The 18,734-nt window shown below is 30.8% G+C and carries 15 protein-coding genes; 11 read left to right on the forward strand and 4 right to left on the reverse strand.

Going from position 1 to position 18,734, the window contains the following annotated elements; translation table 11 throughout:
• Positions 1-9: 9 nt before the first annotated feature.
• From L0U77_RS02790 to purD, 3 genes are read left to right on the forward strand one after another with little or no spacing between them, the layout of a single operon-like run.
• Positions 10-1,611, forward strand: coding sequence for a S41 family peptidase (locus tag L0U77_RS02790; RefSeq protein WP_233900700.1), 1,602 nt, complete (start codon positions 10-12; stop codon positions 1,609-1,611).
• A 55-nt stretch (positions 1,612-1,666) separates the two neighbouring features.
• Positions 1,667-3,358, forward strand: a complete 1,692-nt coding sequence (locus tag L0U77_RS02795) for a DUF6909 family protein (RefSeq protein WP_101918548.1) — start codon at positions 1,667-1,669, stop codon at positions 3,356-3,358.
• Positions 3,359-3,416: 58 nt separating this feature from the next.
• The gene (gene purD, locus L0U77_RS02800) at positions 3,417-4,691 is read left to right on the forward strand and encodes a phosphoribosylamine--glycine ligase (protein WP_233899990.1); all 1,275 of its coding nucleotides are present in this window, start codon (positions 3,417-3,419) and stop codon (positions 4,689-4,691) included.
• Between the two features lie 93 nt (positions 4,692-4,784).
• Here purD and L0U77_RS02805 read toward each other — a convergent pair whose 3' ends face one another.
• Positions 4,785-5,828 carry a sensor histidine kinase gene (locus tag L0U77_RS02805; protein ID WP_233861599.1) on the reverse strand — a complete coding sequence of 348 codons (1,044 nt, stop codon included), beginning with the start codon at positions 5,826-5,828 and terminating at the stop codon, positions 4,785-4,787.
• Positions 5,829-5,912: 84 nt separating this feature from the next.
• The gene (locus L0U77_RS02810; protein ID WP_233897619.1) at positions 5,913-6,602 is read right to left on the reverse strand and encodes a response regulator transcription factor; all 690 of its coding nucleotides are present in this window, start codon (positions 6,600-6,602) and stop codon (positions 5,913-5,915) included.
• A gap of 245 nt (positions 6,603-6,847) precedes the next feature.
• Here L0U77_RS02810 and L0U77_RS02815 point away from each other — a divergent pair, with 245 nt between their 5' ends.
• Positions 6,848-7,564 carry a 3'-5' exonuclease gene (locus L0U77_RS02815; protein ID WP_193699953.1) on the forward strand — a complete coding sequence of 239 codons (717 nt, stop codon included), beginning with the start codon at positions 6,848-6,850 and terminating at the stop codon, positions 7,562-7,564.
• An 89-nt stretch (positions 7,565-7,653) separates the two neighbouring features.
• Here the strand turns inward: L0U77_RS02815 and L0U77_RS02820 are convergent, their stop codons facing one another.
• Positions 7,654-9,528 carry an ABC-F family ATP-binding cassette domain-containing protein gene (locus L0U77_RS02820; RefSeq protein ID WP_233897618.1) on the reverse strand — a complete coding sequence of 625 codons (1,875 nt, stop codon included), beginning with the start codon at positions 9,526-9,528 and terminating at the stop codon, positions 7,654-7,656.
• Positions 9,529-9,667: 139 nt separating this feature from the next.
• Here L0U77_RS02820 and L0U77_RS02825 point away from each other — a divergent pair, with 139 nt between their 5' ends.
• The 6 genes from L0U77_RS02825 (at position 9,668) to L0U77_RS02850 (ending at position 16,822) form a co-directional block, all read left to right on the forward strand.
• Positions 9,668-11,329, forward strand: coding sequence for an ABC transporter ATP-binding protein (locus L0U77_RS02825; protein WP_233897617.1), 1,662 nt, complete (start codon positions 9,668-9,670; stop codon positions 11,327-11,329).
• 88 nt (positions 11,330-11,417) lie between these two features.
• Positions 11,418-12,434, forward strand: a complete 1,017-nt coding sequence (locus L0U77_RS02830; protein ID WP_233897616.1) for a sugar phosphate nucleotidyltransferase — start codon at positions 11,418-11,420, stop codon at positions 12,432-12,434.
• A gap of 61 nt (positions 12,435-12,495) precedes the next feature.
• Positions 12,496-13,473 carry a hypothetical protein gene (locus tag L0U77_RS02835; RefSeq protein ID WP_233897615.1) on the forward strand — a complete coding sequence of 326 codons (978 nt, stop codon included), beginning with the start codon at positions 12,496-12,498 and terminating at the stop codon, positions 13,471-13,473.
• Between the two features lie 58 nt (positions 13,474-13,531).
• Entirely contained in the window at positions 13,532-14,302 is a 771-nt protein-coding gene (gene lolB1, locus L0U77_RS02840; RefSeq protein ID WP_233897614.1) for a lipoprotein insertase outer membrane protein LolB1, read from the forward strand.
• Entirely contained in the window at positions 14,302-15,765 is a 1,464-nt protein-coding gene (locus L0U77_RS02845) for a murein hydrolase activator EnvC family protein (RefSeq protein WP_233897613.1), read from the forward strand. Before lolB1 ends, L0U77_RS02845 begins: the two co-directional genes overlap by 1 nt.
• A 10-nt stretch (positions 15,766-15,775) precedes the next feature.
• On the forward strand, positions 15,776-16,822 hold the full coding sequence (locus L0U77_RS02850) for an AI-2E family transporter (protein WP_233897612.1): 1,047 nt from the start codon (positions 15,776-15,778) through the stop codon (positions 16,820-16,822).
• A gap of 97 nt (positions 16,823-16,919) precedes the next feature.
• Here L0U77_RS02850 and L0U77_RS02855 read toward each other — a convergent pair whose 3' ends face one another.
• Positions 16,920-17,447: an acyl-CoA thioesterase gene (locus tag L0U77_RS02855; protein ID WP_101918537.1), complete on the reverse strand. Its 528-nt coding sequence runs from the start codon at positions 17,445-17,447 to the stop codon at positions 16,920-16,922.
• Between the two features lie 153 nt (positions 17,448-17,600).
• Between L0U77_RS02855 and dprA the strand changes: the two genes are divergently transcribed.
• Positions 17,601-18,704, forward strand: a complete 1,104-nt coding sequence (dprA, locus tag L0U77_RS02860; protein ID WP_233883242.1) for a DNA-processing protein DprA — start codon at positions 17,601-17,603, stop codon at positions 18,702-18,704.
• Positions 18,705-18,734: the final 30 nt, after the last annotated feature.

Consider the following 18,734-nt stretch of genomic DNA (forward strand, 5'->3'; position numbering starts at 1 on the left):
ATAATGATGATGAAAAAGAAACTATTTTTTTTAATTTTTATCCTTATTATTGGCGGATTATTTTCGTTTCAATCTCGTTTTTTTGAAATTGCAAAGCAACTAGAGATTTACAACAATTTATTTAAGGAATTAAACATTAATTATATTGATGAGATTAATCCTGCGGAATTAACGGACAAAGCGATTAAAAGTACGCTTAAAAATTTAGATCCTTACACAAATTTTTATAACGAACAAGATGTTGAAACTGCCAGAATCAGACGTGAAGGTGAATATGGTGGTCTGGGAATTGCTATTTTTAACAATAAAAAAGGGTTGGTTATTTCGGAGGTTTACCAAGGATTTTCTGGAGATAAAGCAGGTTTAAAAATCGGGGATATTATTACTTGGGTCGATGGTCAAAAGTTAGCTGAATTGCCTAAAAAACAACGCTCACAAACGTTAAAAGGAACGCCTAACAAAGAACTTTCATTACGTATTGACACCAATAATAAGACTCAAGAAATTAAGTTAAAATTAGATAAAGTTATTTTAAATCCTGTGCCATTTTATAGCATGATTAATAGCGAAACAGGGTATATTGTTTTGCGTAAATTTACCAATCAAAAAGCGACCGAACAAGTACGCAATGCTTTCAAGGAACTCAAGGAAAAAGGAATGAAAAAGTTAATTTTCGATTTGAGAAACAATCCTGGAGGTTCGTTATATGATGCCGTAAATATCACTAATTTATTCATTCCTAAAGGATTAAAAGTAGTCGATACCCGTGGGAAAATTGAAAAAAATACACGAACCTATAACACAAATCAACAACCTTTAGATACTCAAATTCCGTTGGTTGTTTTAATAAATGACCGCTCAGCTTCGGCTTCTGAAATTGTATCTGGAGCTTTGCAAGATTATGATCGAGCCGTTATTATGGGCGAACGCTCTTTTGGAAAAGGTTTAGTGCAACGTTATTTTAAACTGAATTACGGTACACAAATGAAAGCCACTATTTCTAAATATTATACGCCAAGCGGACGTTGTATTCAAGAATTAGATTATGCAAATCGAAATGTAAAGACAGGAAAAATTCCTAAATTTTCAGAAACAGCGACTCATATATTTACCACCAAAAATGGACGAAAAGTCTACGATGGCGGTGGCGTAACTCCTGATATAAAAACAGGATTTGCTAAAAAATCAGCCGAAACAAAAAAATTATTACAATCAAAAGCTATCTTTAATTTTGTAACCGATTTTATACAGAAAAAATCAACTTCTAAAAATTTAGATTTTAAAAATTTTGAAAAATACCTACTAACTATAGATACCAGTTTTGTAACAACTCCAGAAAAACTCTTTAAAAAAGCCTATACTTCTGTAAAAAATAATACCACAATTTCAACAACCTATAACAGTATTACGCAACAATTAAAAGCTGATAAAATTGAAAAAATAAGAGACAATCAAGATTTTTTATCCAAAGAAATACAAAAAGAACTTATCAAAAGAAATGCGTATCAACAAGGCGTATTTAAACAACAACTTCATACTGATACAACTATTGAAAAAGCCGTGAAATTATTGGATAATCAAAAAAAATATCAACATATTTTAGCCAAATAAAACCCTTTACATTATTTCTATAAGTTGTATTTGGTATATTTGATGTAAAAAAAAGATGCAAAAACCAACTCATAAAGAACGTAGCAGATCACAAGAATCTACCAATGCCATTGAAAAATTATACATCTCGATGCGTCATTTATTTAGTCGTGGATTTTATAAACCAATGGGAATCTCTGGTGAAACATTACGAAAATCATTACTGCAATTAAGACCCGAAATTTACGGCTCAATCGCCGAAGATAAAACCGAATTAAACGGACTTATATACGTTATTGAACGATTGCCTGAAGGAATTGAAGAATGCCGATTCATCTATTTAACTGCCGATGAAGGCTTTAAAAATTCTGAATTTAAAACAATTATCCCACCTAAAAGAAGACGAAATTGTTATCGTATCGATAAAGACCAAATGAATATTGAAATTACACGAGGACGCTCCGAAATTTACGATATTCTAACTCATATTACCTTTCTATTTATTGAATCACATAAAATAAAAGACCGTGTTATAAACGACAATGAAGACGGATTTATCAGAGAATGGCTCATTTTAGAAGATGCCGTACTCTACAATAAAACACTGAATCATCAAGAAAAAGATGTGCTTGTAGTACACCTTGGAAATATTTTAGGACGGAGTTATGACCAAATATATGACGCTTACAATACCTTTGCTTCTGAACAAAATCCAAACCGATTCTTTCATTTAATTTACTGGTTAGGAAAACTTGCTATCAACGAAACGCTAAACGATCAAAAACGTTCTGTTAAATTTAGTAGCGTGTTAATTGAAGAAATTGGACATCATTTTTATGGCGAAATTTGGGCAAATACTATCAAAAAAAATCTTCTTGAAAATAACTTATTAGAACGTCCAATTCATATTATTAGTGCTAATATGCACAGTGTTATGAATAGTATTTATGCTAAAAATGCCTTGCCAAAAGAAGCAAAAAAATACAAAAATTTTGAACTTTTTGAAGCATTAAGCAACGCTAATAGCCAAAATTTACAAAAAGAAGTAAAAAAATATGCTTCCGAAAATGGATTAATCTATATAAAAGATACTTCTGGAACAAATATCAACGTTCAAATTATTGATACTGATAAAATAAATTTTGAAAATACTTCTTTTGATAAAGTCAATTCAGCAGCTCAAAAACCTGTACTCATCGTGATGGATTACGCCTTTGGAGAACAAGCCTTTGAAACCATGGACGAACTACTAAAACCCTATAAAATTAAACATAAAACAACCACTAAAACAGTTCATTTAGAGGTAGCGTCAATTTCTATTATGGGAAAAGCAGGAATCTTAGAGGGAGGAAAAGGCGATATTATGATTCCATCGGCACATATTTTTGAAGGTACAGCAGATAATTATCCTTTTAAAAATGAATTAACCAAACAAGATTTAGAAGGTTTTGGCGTAAACGTTTTTGAAGGTGCAATGGTCAGTGTACTGGGAACTTCACTACAAAATAAAGATTTACTTAAATTCTTTCACGATTCTACTTGGAATGTAATCGGACTCGAAATGGAAGGTGCTCATTATCAAAAAGCCATTCAATCAGCATCAAAAATTAGAGGAAATATTCGAGAAGATGTTAAAGTACGATACGCCTATTATGCCTCTGATAATCCACTAGAAACAGGCGCAACACTCGCCTCTGGAGGTTTAGGAATGAGTGGTGTAACACCTACCTATGCCATTACTCAAAAAATACTAGAACAGCTGTTTTAATACTTATATTTGCAAAATAAAACAAGACAAAAACAACACGAAACACACCATATATATCATGAATATCTTAATTTTAGGGTCTGGAGGTAGAGAACATGCCTTTGCAAAAAAACTTTCTGAAAGTAACAAAATAACCAAGCTTTTTGTAGCTCCTGGTAATGCGGGAACAAGTGCTGTAGCTACGAATATCGCTATTAATCCAACAAATTTTAACCAAGTAAAAGAGGTTGTTTTACAAAATGACATTACCATGGTTGTCGTAGGTCCTGAAGCACCTTTAGTCGAAGGGATTCACGATTTCTTTTTAGCTGATAGCGAGTTAAAAAATATTGCGGTTATTGGTCCTAAAAAAGACGGTGCTTTGTTAGAAGGAAGTAAAGATTTTTCAAAGCAATTTATGATTAAACATGGTATTCCTACCGCAAGATATGAATCATTCACCAGCGAAACCTTACAAAAAGGACAGGCTTTTTTAGAAACGTTATCACCTCCGTATGTTTTAAAAGCGGATGGATTAGCAGGTGGAAAAGGTGTTTTAATTTTAACTGATTTAGAACAAGCAAAATCAGAATTAAAAGAAATGCTTTCCAATCAAAAATTTGGAGATGCTTCAGCAACCGTTGTTATTGAAGAATTTTTAAAAGGAATTGAACTTTCTGTATTTGTTTTAACCGATGGAAAAAACTATAAAATTTTACCTTCTGCCAAAGATTACAAACGAATTGGCGAAGGCGATGCTGGTTTAAATACTGGTGGAATGGGTGCTATTTCTCCTGTTCCTTTTGCAACCGATGATTTCTTACAAAAAGTGGAAGATTTAGTAGTGAAACCAACCATTAACGGCTTACAAAAAGATGGAATTGATTATCGTGGCTTTATTTTTATCGGCTTAATGAACGATAACGGAAATCCATCAGTTGTAGAATACAATGTGCGTATGGGCGACCCTGAAACAGAAGTTGTTTTACCAAGAATTGAATCTGATTTAGTGGATTTATTCGAAGGTGTTGCGAACAGAACTTTAGATGAAAAATCATATAAAGTAACTTCTCAAACAGCAACAACAGTTATGTTAGTTGCAGGTGGATATCCTGAAGCATACGAAAAAGGAAAAGAAATTACTGGTTTCGATTTAGCAGAAGATTCGATTGTTTTTCATGCAGGAACAACCCTGAAAGATGGAAGAGTAGTTTCAAACGGAGGAAGAGTGATGGCGGTTACTTCTTTTGGAGATTCTATTCAAGAAGCCCTTGATAAATCATATAAAAGTATCGACAAAATTTCTTTTGAAGGAATGAATTATAGAAAAGATATTGGTTTTGACTTAGTTTAAATTCTCTTAAATTAATGTAAGAATCTATTTCGTCAATTATAAAAACAAAAAAAGGAGTTGCTAAAAACAACTCCTTTTTTTATTAAATTTAAATTACATCGCTTTTTCTAAAGTAAATGAAAATTCAGAACCTTTACCATATTCACTTTTTAATAAAATGGTTTCATTATGAGCCTCAATAATATGTTTTACAATCGATAATCCTAAGCCTGAACCGCCTTGATCTCGAGAACGACTTCGATCTACTCGATAAAAACGTTCAAATAAACGAGAAATATGTTCTTCTTTAATTCCTTCACCATCGTCAATTATTTTGATAATAAACTTATTCGGATTGTAACTTTCGACACTAACCATAGTGCTACCGCCTATTTTTCCATATTTTATAGAATTTACAATCAGGTTGATTAACACCTGTTCGATACGCTCAATATCTCCTTTTACAAAACGAGGAAATTCATATATTTTATCGAATAATAAGGTAATATTTCGTTTTTTAGCCTTCATTTCAAACAAATCAAAAACATTTTGAATCAGTTCAATAATATTGAAAGTTTCAATATTCATCTTCATTCCTTCAGTTTCTAATTTAGCAATCATGTCTAAATCTTTAACGATAGAAGCTAAACGTTCGACTCCTTTATTGGCTCTTCCTAAATATTTAGTACGGATTTCTTTATCTTCAGCAGCTCCTTCAATCAGGGTTAAAATATAGCCTTGCACAGTAAAAAGTGGTGTTTTTAATTCGTGCGCTACATTTCCTAAAAAATCTCTTCGAAAGGAATCTCGTTGTGTTAATACTACGATTTCCTTACTTCTATCTTCGACATAAGTTTGCAAACTTTTGGTTAATGCTTCTACATCGGTGGTTACTGTTTTTCGTTCTAAATCATTGACATCTAAAATAGAAATTTCTTCATATAATTTTTTTACTCTTCGATATATAAAGTGTTCCGCTCGATATTGAATAATAAAAAAAGAAAAAATAAACATGACAATTCCAAAAACAAGAACAGCACCGATTCCTAATAAATTAATCAACAGGAAATAGGATAATAAGGCTATTATAACAGAAATTGACGTAGAATAAAATGCCGACCACAAGGCATATCGGTATGTTTTTTTGATTTTTTTCATATAAAAAAATAGATTGCTTTTACAGCAATCTACCTAATTTTTATTAATTTATTGATTTTTTTTGATACAAATATTACTCGTATTTTATTCTTCTAGTACAAATTTATACCCAACACCTTTAACGGTTTTGAAAAAATCATCACCAATTTTTTCTCGTAATTTACGAATATGAACATCAATTGTACGTCCACCAACGACTACTTCATTTCCCCAAACGCTATCTAAAATTACTTCTCTTTTAAATACTTTTCCAGGTTTTGAGGTTAATAATGATAATAATTCAAATTCTTTTCTTGGTAAGGCTATTTTTTTATCACCTTTTAATACGACATATTCATCTCTATTGATAACAATATCGCCTAATGTTGTGGTTGCATCAGTTTTGTCTTCGGTTTTTAAGCGTCTTAGTAACGATTTTATTTTACTAACTAATACTTTTGGTTTTACGGGTTTGGTAATATAATCATCAGCACCAGCATCAAAACCAGCCATTTGTGAATAATCTTCACCTCTAGCAGTTAAAAAAGAAATAATTACATTTTCTAATGATTTAATATTTCTAATTTTCTCACAGGCTTCAATACCATCCATTTGAGGCATCATAATATCTAATAATATTAAATGCGGGATTACTTTTTTTGCTAATTTTACTGCTTCAGCACCATTACTTGCCGTAAAAACTTGATAGCCTTCTGATTTTAAGTTATACCCAACAATTTCTAGGATATCTGGCTCATCATCAACTAGTAAAATTTTAACATCATTCGTGTTCATAAGTCATTTTATATTATGTTACCCAAAAGTAACTATAAAATTACAAACCTTGGTATTTCTGGTTTAACTTAACGTTGATTTAATCATTCATAAACATTCTGCTTAACTACTAGCGGATAATATGCTTACTATTTTTTTATTTTGATTTTTGTATCTTTTTATATCTTTATCTTGTATATTTATCTTGTATCTTTATGTTGTTTTTTTATAAAATCGATACTGAACATCACCTATACCTTTAAAAAATGCTACAAAAAACAGTTTTAGAAAATATTTTATTTTTAGATATTGAAACCGTTCCTGAACAGGAATTTTTCACTGATTTATCCGAAGAAAAACAGGCACTTTATGCGTTAAAAACGGCGTATCAACGAAAAGAAGAAATTGATGCCAACGATTTTTATCATCGAGCAGGAATTTGGGCTGAATTTGGAAAAATAATTTGTATTTCGGTTGGTTTTTTTGTGGCTATGGAAGATAAAAAACAACTTCGAATCAGGTCTTTTTCTGGAGATAATGAGGCTACTATTTTAGCTGATTTTAAAAAATTACTCGATAAGCATTTCAGCCAAGATAAGTATTTATTATGTGCTCATAATGGTAAAGAATTTGATTTTCCATATATTGCTCGTCGCATGATTATCAACCGTATTGATTTGCCTAAAAAGCTGAATTTATTTGGTAAAAAGCCCTGGGAAATTCCACATTTAGACACCTTAGAATTGTGGAAATTTGGCGATTACAAACACTATACTTCCTTGCAATTATTAACTACTATTTTGGATATTCCTTCGCCAAAGCAAGATATTGATGGTAGTGAAATTTCAAAAATATTTTATCAAGAAAAAAACCTTCCTCGCATTGTTGAATATTGTGAGCGAGATACGATTGCCGTTGCACAGCTTTTGTTACGTTTTTTAAACAAACCGTTACTTGATGAATCGGATATTATAAAAGTATAAAACACGTAATAAATCAGATAAAAAAAACACGTTTAAAATATTTTTAAACGTGTTTTCTTTATTTTTTTTAAACAACTGTTATTTTTAAATTATTCACCTTCAATTTTCATTGAAAGCTCAAACCAACGTTCTTCTTTGGTTTCTAGAGCTTCGATAATTTCTTGAAGTTCTTTTGATTTATCGTTAATTTCTTCAGGAGAAAACTCCACATTCATAAACTTTGTTTCAATAACTTGTTTCTTCTTTTGAAGTTTTTCAATATCTTTTTCTAATAAGCCCCATTCTCGTTTTTCATCAAAACTTAAAGCTACTTTTTTCGCTGATTTAACAGGAGTGGCAACTACTTTTTTAGCTTCATTTTTTACTTCTCTTGCTTCTTTTACTTTAGAATCTTCATAGGCTCTAAAATCAGAATAATTACCAGGAAAATTATCAATAACTCCATCGCCTCTAAACACAAATAAGTTATCAACAATTTTATCCATAAAGTAACGGTCATGGGAAACTACCATTAAGTTACCAGGATAATCTAATAAGAAATTTTCCAATACATTTAGAGTAACAACATCTAAATCGTTGGTTGGCTCATCTAAAATTAAAAAGTTTGGATTTTGAATTAAAATAGCACATAAATACAATCGCTTTTGCTCTCCTCCACTTAATTTTTCAACAAAATCGTGTTGTTTTTTTCTATCAAACAAAAAGCGTTCTAAAAGTTGTCCTGCCGATATTTTACGTCCTTTTGATAACGGAATATATTCTCCAAATTCTTTTACGACTTCAATAACTTTTTGTCCTGGTTTGATAACAATTCCATTTTGCGTATAATACCCAAACTTGACAGTTTCACCAACCACAACTTTACCGCCATCTAATTCGATTCCGCCAGTAAGCATGTTTAAAAAAGATGACTTTCCCGTACCATTTTTACCAATAATTCCGATACGTTCGCCACGTTTAAACACATAATCGAAACCGTTTAAAATCACTTTATCATCAAACGATTTTTGCATTTTATGAAGTTCTAAAATTTTACTTCCTAAACGCTCCATATTAATTTCCAGCTGAACTTCGTGTTCATTACGGCGTTTGTGTGCTTTTTCTTTGATTTCATAAAAATCATCGGTACGAGATTTCGATTTTGTCGTACGAGCCTTTGGTTGACGACGCATCCAATCTAATTCTTTTTTGAATAAACTTTTTGCTTTTCCTAAATTGGTTGCTTCAAGCGCTAAACGTTCTTCTTTATTTTGTAAATAATATGAGTAATTTCCTTTGTATTTATATAATTGTCCGTTGTCTAATTCGATGATTTCATTACACACACGCTCTAAAAAATAACGGTCGTGGGTAACCATAAATAAGGTGATTTTTTCTTTAGCGAAAAAAGCCTCTAACCATTCAATCATTTCTAAATCTAAATGATTTGTTGGCTCATCTAAAATTAATAAATCGGGTTTTTTGATAAGTACGATTGCCAATGCCAAACGCTTTTTTTGCCCTCCAGATAATTTGCTTACTTTTAATTGTAAGTTATCTAATTTTAATTTTGATAAAATTTGCGTGTATTGTGTTTCAAAATCCCACGCATTGTATTGCTCCATCAATTCAAAAGCTTCTTGAAAAGCATCTGCATTATCAGGATTTTCTACGGCTTTTTCATATTGTTTTATAACTGATAAAACTTTATTATCCGTAGAAAAAATAGTTTCTTCAATCGTTAACTCAGGATTTAACGTATCGGCTTGCGATAAATACGCAATATCGATATCTTTTCTACTAACAACCTGTCCAGCATCAGGAGTATCAACCCCTGCAACGATATTTAAAATAGAGGTTTTTCCACTACCATTTTTAGCAACAAAAGCTATTTTTTGATCTTTATTAATTCCGAAAGAAAGGTCGTCAAATAACACTTTTTCTCCATATGCTTTTGCAATGCCCTCAACTGATAGATAATTCATAAAATCTAAATTTTATGCAAAGAAACAAAAAACCCGAGCAAATGCTTTAGTTTTTCTTTATCAAAAAAGAATATCAAAAAAATGGTGTCAAAAAAAAATACTGCTTTTTTTATACTACTTTTATTAAAATTTTCCAGAAATGCTTCAAGTTCATAATTTAGCGATTCGTTTTAAAAACGAAACTCCCGTAATACAAAACGTTTCATTTACGCTACATCCGAATAAAATACTCGGAATTGTTGGCGAAAGTGGTAGTGGAAAATCGGTAACTTCCTTAGCAATTTTAGGATTATTACCAAAATTTGCACACATCACAGGCGAAATTTTATTTAAAAAACAAAACCTTCTGAATTATCATGAAAATGACTTTCAGAAAATTAGAGGACAAGAAATCGCCATGATTTTTCAAGAACCGATGAGTTCTTTAAATCCAACAATAACCTGCGGATTTCAAGTAGCTGAAGTATTTGAAAAACATACTTCTTTATCAAAAAAAGAAATAAAAAAAAATGTTATTGCATTATTTGAAAAAGTAAAACTACCACGAGCAAATGCCATTTTTAACGCCTATCCGCACCAAATAAGTGGCGGACAAAAACAACGCGTTATGATTGCCATGGCAATTGCCTGCAAACCAACTCTTTTAATTGCTGATGAACCAACAACCGCCTTAGATGTTACCGTTCAAAAAGAAATAATCCTGCTTTTAAAAGAACTGCAACAAGAATATCAAATGGCAATTATCTTTATTTCTCATGATTTAGAATTAGTCGCCGAAATTGCCGATTCCGTAGCCGTAATGCGTCAAGGAAAAATTGTAGAACAAGGAACAACCAAAGAACTTTTTTTACATCCCAAAGAAAATTATACCAAAGCACTCTTAAACTCAAAACCAACCACTAAAAAACGCTTCAAAATACTGCCAACCGTTCGTGATTTTATCAACAAAACTGTAAATACAACCATATATACACAAGAAGAACGCCAAGAATTTCATCAGAAAATATACCAACAAAAACCGCTGTTAGAAATTAAAAACTTACACACCTATTTTGTATCTAAACCAAATTGGTTTTCTAAAAAAAATACCGTGAAAGCCGTAAATGATGTATCTTTTAAAATATATAAAGGCGAAACACTCGGACTCGTAGGAGAAAGCGGATGCGGAAAAACAACCCTCGGAAGAACTATTTTACAATTAGAAAAAGCTACTTCAGGACAGATAATTTATAAAGGAAAAGATAGCACAAAACTCGCTAAAAAAGAATTGAAAAAATTACGAAAAGAAATTCAAATCATCTTTCAAGATCCTTTTTCATCACTAAACCCAAGAATTACCGTAGGAAATAGCATTATAGAACCCATGAAAGTACATCGTATTCTTAACTCATCAAAAGAACGAAAAGAATATGTGTTGAATTTATTAGAAAAAGTAGGACTCGAAAAAAAACATTTTTATCGATATCCACATGAATTTTCAGGAGGACAACGACAACGAATCGGAATTGCCAGAACTATCGCCCTACAACCAACATTAATTATTTGTGATGAATCCGTTTCTGCATTAGACGTATCAGTACAAGCACAAGTACTAAACCTTTTAAATCAACTCAAAAATGAGTTTAATTTTACCTATATTTTTATCTCACACGATTTAGCAGTCGTCAAATATATGTCCGACCAATTAGTCGTTATGAACAAAGGTAAAATTGAAGAAATTAATGATGCCGATGAAATTTATCGAAATCCAAAGAAAAAATATACCCGAAAATTAATACAAGCAATCCCAAAAGGATACTAATTTTTTTTCAATACTTTTTTTAAATAGTATATATTGCAACATTAAAATAAGAAAACAATAGAAATTTATTAAAAATTATAAAAATAATATGAAAATTATAGTTCCAATGGCAGGAATAGGCTCTCGATTAAGACCCCATTCTTTAACAACTCCTAAACCTTTAACCGTTATTGCTGGTAAACCAATCGTACAACGTTTAGTAGAAGATATTACCGCAGTGGTAAACCAACCAATTGAAGAAATTGCCTTCATCATTGGAAGTACTGCAAAAGGATTTCCAGCGGATACCAAAGATAAATTAATCGCCATTGCTGAAAGCTTAGGCGCTAAAGGTTCTGTATTTATTCAAGAAGAAGCTTTAGGAACGGCACACGCAATTTATTGTGCCAAAGAAGCCTTAAATGGCTCTTGTGTTGTGGCTTTTGCTGATACTTTATTTAAAGCTGATTTTACGTTAGATGCAAACGCAGATGGCGCTATTTGGGTAAAACAAGTGGAAGATCCAAGCGCTTTTGGTGTGGTAAAATTAAAAGATGGTTTTATTACCGATTTTGTTGAAAAACCAACAGAATTTGTTTCTGATTTAGCTATTATCGGAATCTATTATTTTAAAGATGGTGATAAACTTCGTGAAGAAATTAAACATTTAATTGATAATGATATTAGACCTTCTGGTGAATTTCAATTAACAGAAGTTTTAGAATCTTTAAAACAACAAGGTGCTAAATTTATCCCTGGAAAAGTAGATGCCTGGATGGATTGTGGTAAAAAAGATCCAACGGTTGATACTAACAAACAAGTTTTAGGATTCGAACAAGCAGATGGAAATAATTTAGTTGCTGATGATGTTGTTTTAGAAAATTCAGAAATTATTCAACCCTGTTATGTTGGAAAAAATGTTGTTTTGAAAAATACAAAAATAGGCCCTTATGTTTCTATTGGTGAAAATAGTATTGTTGAAAATTCAACAATTGTAAATTCATTAATTCAAACAAATGTTCGCATTCAAAATGCCAAATTAGACAACGCAATGATTGGTAATCATGCAAAATATAATGCAAATTATACATCTGTAAGCATCGGTGATTACACAGACCTTACATAAAAAAAATATCCCACAATTTTTAACGGCAAAAATTAAACTATTTTTGCCGTTATTTTTGCTGTTGTGCATTATTCTAAACATTAAAGCACAAAAAAATAATACCGAATTTCAAGAAAATTTCTTCAAAGCACTCACCGAAAAAGCTATTTTTAATCCTAAAAATGCCCTCGGATATTTAGAAAATTGCCTCCAAATACAACCCAATAATACCGCCGTATTATTCGAAATCTCTAAAAATTATACCGAACTTAAACAACATACACTAGCCTTACAATACATCAATCTCGCAATTGATACACAAGAAAAAAAGCAAGGGAAAAAGCAAAAAGAAACACAACGTAAATGGCTCTTACATCACAAAGTAAGCATTCTTAAAAAACTTCAAGATTTTACACAAGCCATAAAAATACAAGAAAAAATAGCTCAAAAAGATCCCAAAGAACAACAAAATTTAGTCTTTCTTTATTTGCAAAATGATGATATCGTTGGTGCTAAAAAAGTATTATCCGATTTAAAAAAAGCCAAACTCTTAAATCCGAGACTTCGAAAAATTCAAGAAAAACTAAACCAAAATAACAACACAAAAAATCAAAAAAAAGATATTGTAAGCAATTCAACAACAAAAACCGTAAAAAAAATTGCAACAAAAAAGGAAAACGAAAAACTAAAAAGTACCTTCGAAAAAGAAAAATCATATCATAATTTGAAATTGTTACTAGAAAATTTATCTTTAAATTTTCAAACAAATAATAACGTAAATAATCAAAAATATACCAAGGATTTAATAAAATATAGCCAACAAGGAATAATGCTTTTCCCAATGCAACCCTTCGTATATCTAATTAACGGAAAAGCGAACAATCATAAAAATCAATACAAAAAAGCATTGCAAAATTTGCTAAATGGCATCGATTTTGTAATTGATTCCACCGAAAATCAAGCCCAATTCTATGTGGAAATAGCCAAAGCATACAAAGGATTAAAAAAAATCGACAAAGCAAAAATATATCAACAAAAAGCCAACGAAATTACACCATAACGCTACTATAACGCTATCGTAATTCTGACTTAAATTGATTCCCTATTCCTGAAAATTTATGAAATATTTTGTTCTAATTACCCTATTTTGTATCAGTATTACTTCGTGTAAATCAAGCAAAAATAGTATCGAAAATACCAATGCTATTAAGGAAATGTCCGCACGTAACGTAGCTAAAAAACATATCCAAGCAAACTTTAAACAAAAAACAGTAGACGCACACTTAAAAATAAAATATACAAACCCAACAGAAAAAATAGCATTCTCCGTACGTATGAAAATAGAAAAAGGAGAAACTATCTGGCTCAAAGGAACCAAATTTATTACCGTATTTAAAGCTAAAATCACCCAAAATAAAATACAGTTTTATTCGCCTTTATATAAAAATTATTTTGATGGAGATTTTAAAATGCTACAAAAAATACTAGGAACAACCCTTAATTTCAACCAATTACAAAATATGTTGCTCGGACAATCGGTATTGAATGTTAGAGATAATCGACAAAATATTGCCATTCATAATAACGCATATCAACTATCCCCTAGAAAACAAGCCGAACTTTTTGATATTTTTTTTCAAATCAATCCGAAACACTATAAATTAAACAAACAATCCATTGTAAACACCTCCAAAAAACAACGATTAGATATTTCATATCCAAAGTATTACAATGAAAAAGGCGTGTTATTTCCTCAACAAATTTACATACACACCAAAGAACCTAAAAAGTTTACCAATATTGATATCATTACCAAATCAGTAGCCTTTAACACCAACATAAATATTGATTTTAAAATACCAAAAGGCTATAAAGAAATTAAATTATAATGAAAAATATCGCCGTATATCTTTGCTTTTTCTACTATTTCTTTACAAATTTTAATGCCTTTTCTCAAGAAATAAAATCTCTTGAAGAAAAACATCAAAAACTTAAAAATGAAATCAAACAAATTAATAACCTGCTCTTTGAAACAAAAAAAGAAAAAGGAAACGCACTAGAAGATTTAAAAGATTTAACTCAAAAAATTGATACTAGAGCCGAATTAATCGAAATCATTGAGCTAGAAGCACGTAAAATTTCAACAGAAATAACAGAAAATCAACAGAAAATAAAAAAATACAAGCGACAACTCAATAATTTAAAAAAAGAATATGCCGATATGGTCGTGAAAACCTATAAAAGCAAATCACAACAAAGTAAAACCATGTTTTTATTATCGTCTAAAAGCTTTCACCAAGCCTATAAAAGACTCAAATACATGCAACAATACAATGAATATCGAAAAAAACAAGGGAAAGTAATTATCGAAAAAACAACCGAAATTCAAGAAATTAACAAGACCCTAGCCCTTCAGAAAAAAGCAAAAGAAATACTTATTTCTGATGAAAAACTACAAAAAGAAACCATCGAAACTGATAAAGAAAATCAAGAAATCTTAATCACCAAAATTAAAAAAGAAGAAAAAAAATACAAAACAGTATTACTCGATAAAATAAAAGAAGAAAAAGAAATTACAGCACGTATCGATAAATTAATTAGAAAAGCAATCGCAAAAGCAAATGAAAAAAAGAGAGCCGAAGAAAAAGCAAGAGAAAAAGCACGCAAAAAAGAACGCCAACTAAAAAGAGAAAAAGAAAGAAAAATAGCAATCGAAAAAGCCAGAAAAAAAGCCAACGAAATTGAAAATGAAAAAGAAAGAGCTATTGCAATCATAAAAGCAAAAGAACTTGCCGAGAAAAAAAGAAAAGAAATCGACAAAGAAATTGCCAACGAAAAAGCCAAAGAAAAAGAAAAACAAAAATTAATCGCCAAAGAAAAAGCAAACAATAAAGAACCCAACAATACCTTCGTTTTAGATGATGATGAAAAAGAATTGTTACTTGAGTTTGAACAAAATAAAGGAAATTTACCCTGGCCAGTACAAGGAATTATTACCCGAAAATACGGCGTACAACCACATCCAACATTTTCTGGAATTAATATTAATAGCCCAGGATTACACATTGCCGCAAAACAAAATGCCGATGCTAAAAGTATTTTTAATGGCAAAATCCTTGCGCTACAAACACAATCTGCAGGTAAAAAATCAGTGTTAGTTCAACATGGTAATTATATTTCTGCCTATAATAACCTCGAAAAAGTATACGTCAAAAAAGGCGACCGTGTAAAAACAGGCGATAAAATTGGTAAAATTTTTACCGATAAAATTTCAGGGAAAACAAAGTTGCTTTTTGTACTATTTAAAAATACCGATAAACTAAATCCTGCAAAATGGATTCGTACACATTAACCAAAAAAATATGAAAAATTCTGCAAATCTTATCATCATTATTGTTTTCATTATTGCCGCTCTAGTGATTGGTAAAGGAATCCTTATTCCATTCATTTTTGCCCTGATTTTTTGGTTTCTAACACGTGAAATTCGTAAAACAATTTATAAAATACCCTTTGCTAAAAAATTTATTCCCATTTGGTTAAGTAATATTTTAGTCTTTACCATGATTATTATTAGTTTTAGTTTTATATCAGAAATTATAACCAATAGTATTATGAATTTATCAAGTTCGTACTCAAAATATGAACCCAATATTGATGTGGTTATCAAAAATTTAAACAACTATTTTCATATTGATATTGTAAAATCAGCCAAAACAATTTTTGGCGATTTTAATTACGGAGCCGTATTAGCAGAAACAGCCAATGCTATTAGCGGATTATTAGGCGATACTTTTATGATTATCATTTATGCGTTGTTCATGTTTTTAGAAGAAAGTAGCCTACAAAAAAAGCTTGCTAAAATTTTTTATACGAATGAAACAGATACTGAAAATAAAAATGAAAATATGCATCGAATGTTATCAAAAATTGAATTTTCAATTTCAAATTATCTTCGATTAAAAACCTATGTAAGCCTACTTACAGGAATTTTAAGTTATAGTATTCTGCTAATTGTTGGTATTGATAGCGCACCTTTTTGGGCTTTTTTAATCTTTTTATTAAACTATATTCCGACCATTGGTTCTTTAATTGCAACTGTTTTTCCAGCTATTTTTAGCTTAATTCAATTTGGAGAATTCACTCCTTTCTTAGTAGTATTGATAGCCGTAGGAGCTGTTCAAGTAATTGTTGGAAATATTATTGAACCTAAAGTTTTTGGTAAATCACTGAATTTAAGTCCACTTGTAACGATATTATCGCTGGCAATTTGGGGGAAAATTTGGGGCATTACAGGCATGATTTTAAGTGTACCGATTACCGTAATTATGATTATTATTTTCTCTCAATTTGAAAAAACAAAATCAGTTGCCGTCCTTTTATCTGAAAATGGTGAAATTGATAAAATTTAAACAGAATATCAGAAGTTATAAAAATAGAAAAAACGATTGCTTTTAAGAACAATCGTTTTTTTATAAATTTATGTAAAATAAAGCTGTGATTACTTAGTTATTTTTCTTCTTCTTTTCCTAAGAAAACAGCTTTTAATTCTGTAGCTTCTTTTGGGTCTAATTTTCCTGCCAATACCAAACTTAATTCCTTTCTACGCAAAGCACCATCGTAGCGTTTTTTCTCTAATTCAGTTTCTGGAACTATTTGTGCAACGGGTACAGGTCTTCCTGTTTCATCGACTGCGACAAAGGTATAAATTCCTTCATTTACTTTCGTTTTTACACCAGATTGACGGTCTTCCGTCCAAACATCTACATAAATTTCCATAGATGAATTAAAAGCTCTTGATACTTTTGCTTCCACCGTAACAACACTTCCCACAGGCACTGCTTTTGAAAAAGCAACATGATTCACCGAAGCCGTAACCACAATTCTTCGAGAATGACGGCGTGCCGCAATGCTACAAGCTCTGTCCATACGGGCTAATAATTCACCTCCAAAAAGGTTGTCTAAATAATTAGTTTCCCCTGGTAAAACAAGGTCCGTTAGTACGGTTAATGATTCTATAGGTGTTTTAGCTGTCATCAATTAAATCGATTAAATTTTAATGCAAATATACATAAAGCTAAAAAGCAAGTGCTTTTAATTTTGATTATTTATAGCCGATTATAACTTGTCAGGAAGTATTGCCAATCGTATTTTTGCTTTTTTATATTTTGATATTCAAACAATTGCCCTATGAAATCCGAAGAAATTTTAGCCATTTTAAGACTACAAGCCACCAAAAATGTAGGTGATATTATCGCTAAAAAATTAATTGCCAGTACAGGAAATGTCGAACAAATATTCAAAGAAAAAGCAAGCACACTTCAAAAAATAAATGGCATCGGCAATCATGTAATACAACAACTTTTAAATCCTGAAAATATAAAAAAAGCAACCGAAGAATTTGAATATATCCAAAAAAATAACATTCAATTTTCTTATTTTTTAGAGGCTGAGTATCCGCAGAATTTAAAAAACTGTATTGATGCCCCTATCCTATTTTTTAAAGATGGAACTATTAATTTAAATAGTCAAAAAATAATATCGATTGTTGGAACAAGGAAAATAACCACCTATGGACGTGATTTCTGTCATCAATTAATCGAAGAATTAGCCAGCCATAATCCGATAATTGTAAGTGGTTTTGCTTACGGTGTCGATATTTGTGCGCATAAATCGGCTATCAAAAATAATCTGCAAACCATTGCCGTTTTAGCACACGGTTTAGAACGAATATATCCACAAACACATAAACAATATTGTGCTGAAGTCACCCAAAATGGCGGATTTATTACCGAATTTTGGCACCAAGAAGCTCCATTACGTGAAAATTTTTTAAAACGAAATCGGATTGTTGCAGGCATCTCCAAAGCAACGATTGTTATTGAATCTGCCGAAAAAGGAGGCTCGCTAGTAACCGCCGATATTGCCAATTCCTATAATCGAGATGTTTTTGCGCTGCCAGGTAGAACAACCGATGTATACAGTAAAGGCTGTAATAATCTAATCAAAAATAACCAAGCACATTTATTAAATACCCCCAAAGATATCATCAAAATGCTCAATTGGGATGTGCCAACAACTATACAAAAAATACCAATTCAAAAAGAATTATTTATAAACCTAACCAATGAAGAACAAAAAATTTATGATTTCTTACATCAAAATGGCAAACAATTATTCGATGTAATTGCCTATAAATGTGAAATTCCTGTATATAAATTATCATCATTAGTACTGCAAATGGAACTCAAAGGAATTCTCAAACCTTTACCTGGGAAACTCTTTGAAGTTTAGTATCTTTAAAAAATTGACGCAAGAAAATTG

It is taken from the genome of Tenacibaculum piscium, assembly GCF_021390715.1.
Lineage (GTDB): Bacteria > Bacteroidota > Bacteroidia > Flavobacteriales > Flavobacteriaceae > Polaribacter > Polaribacter piscius.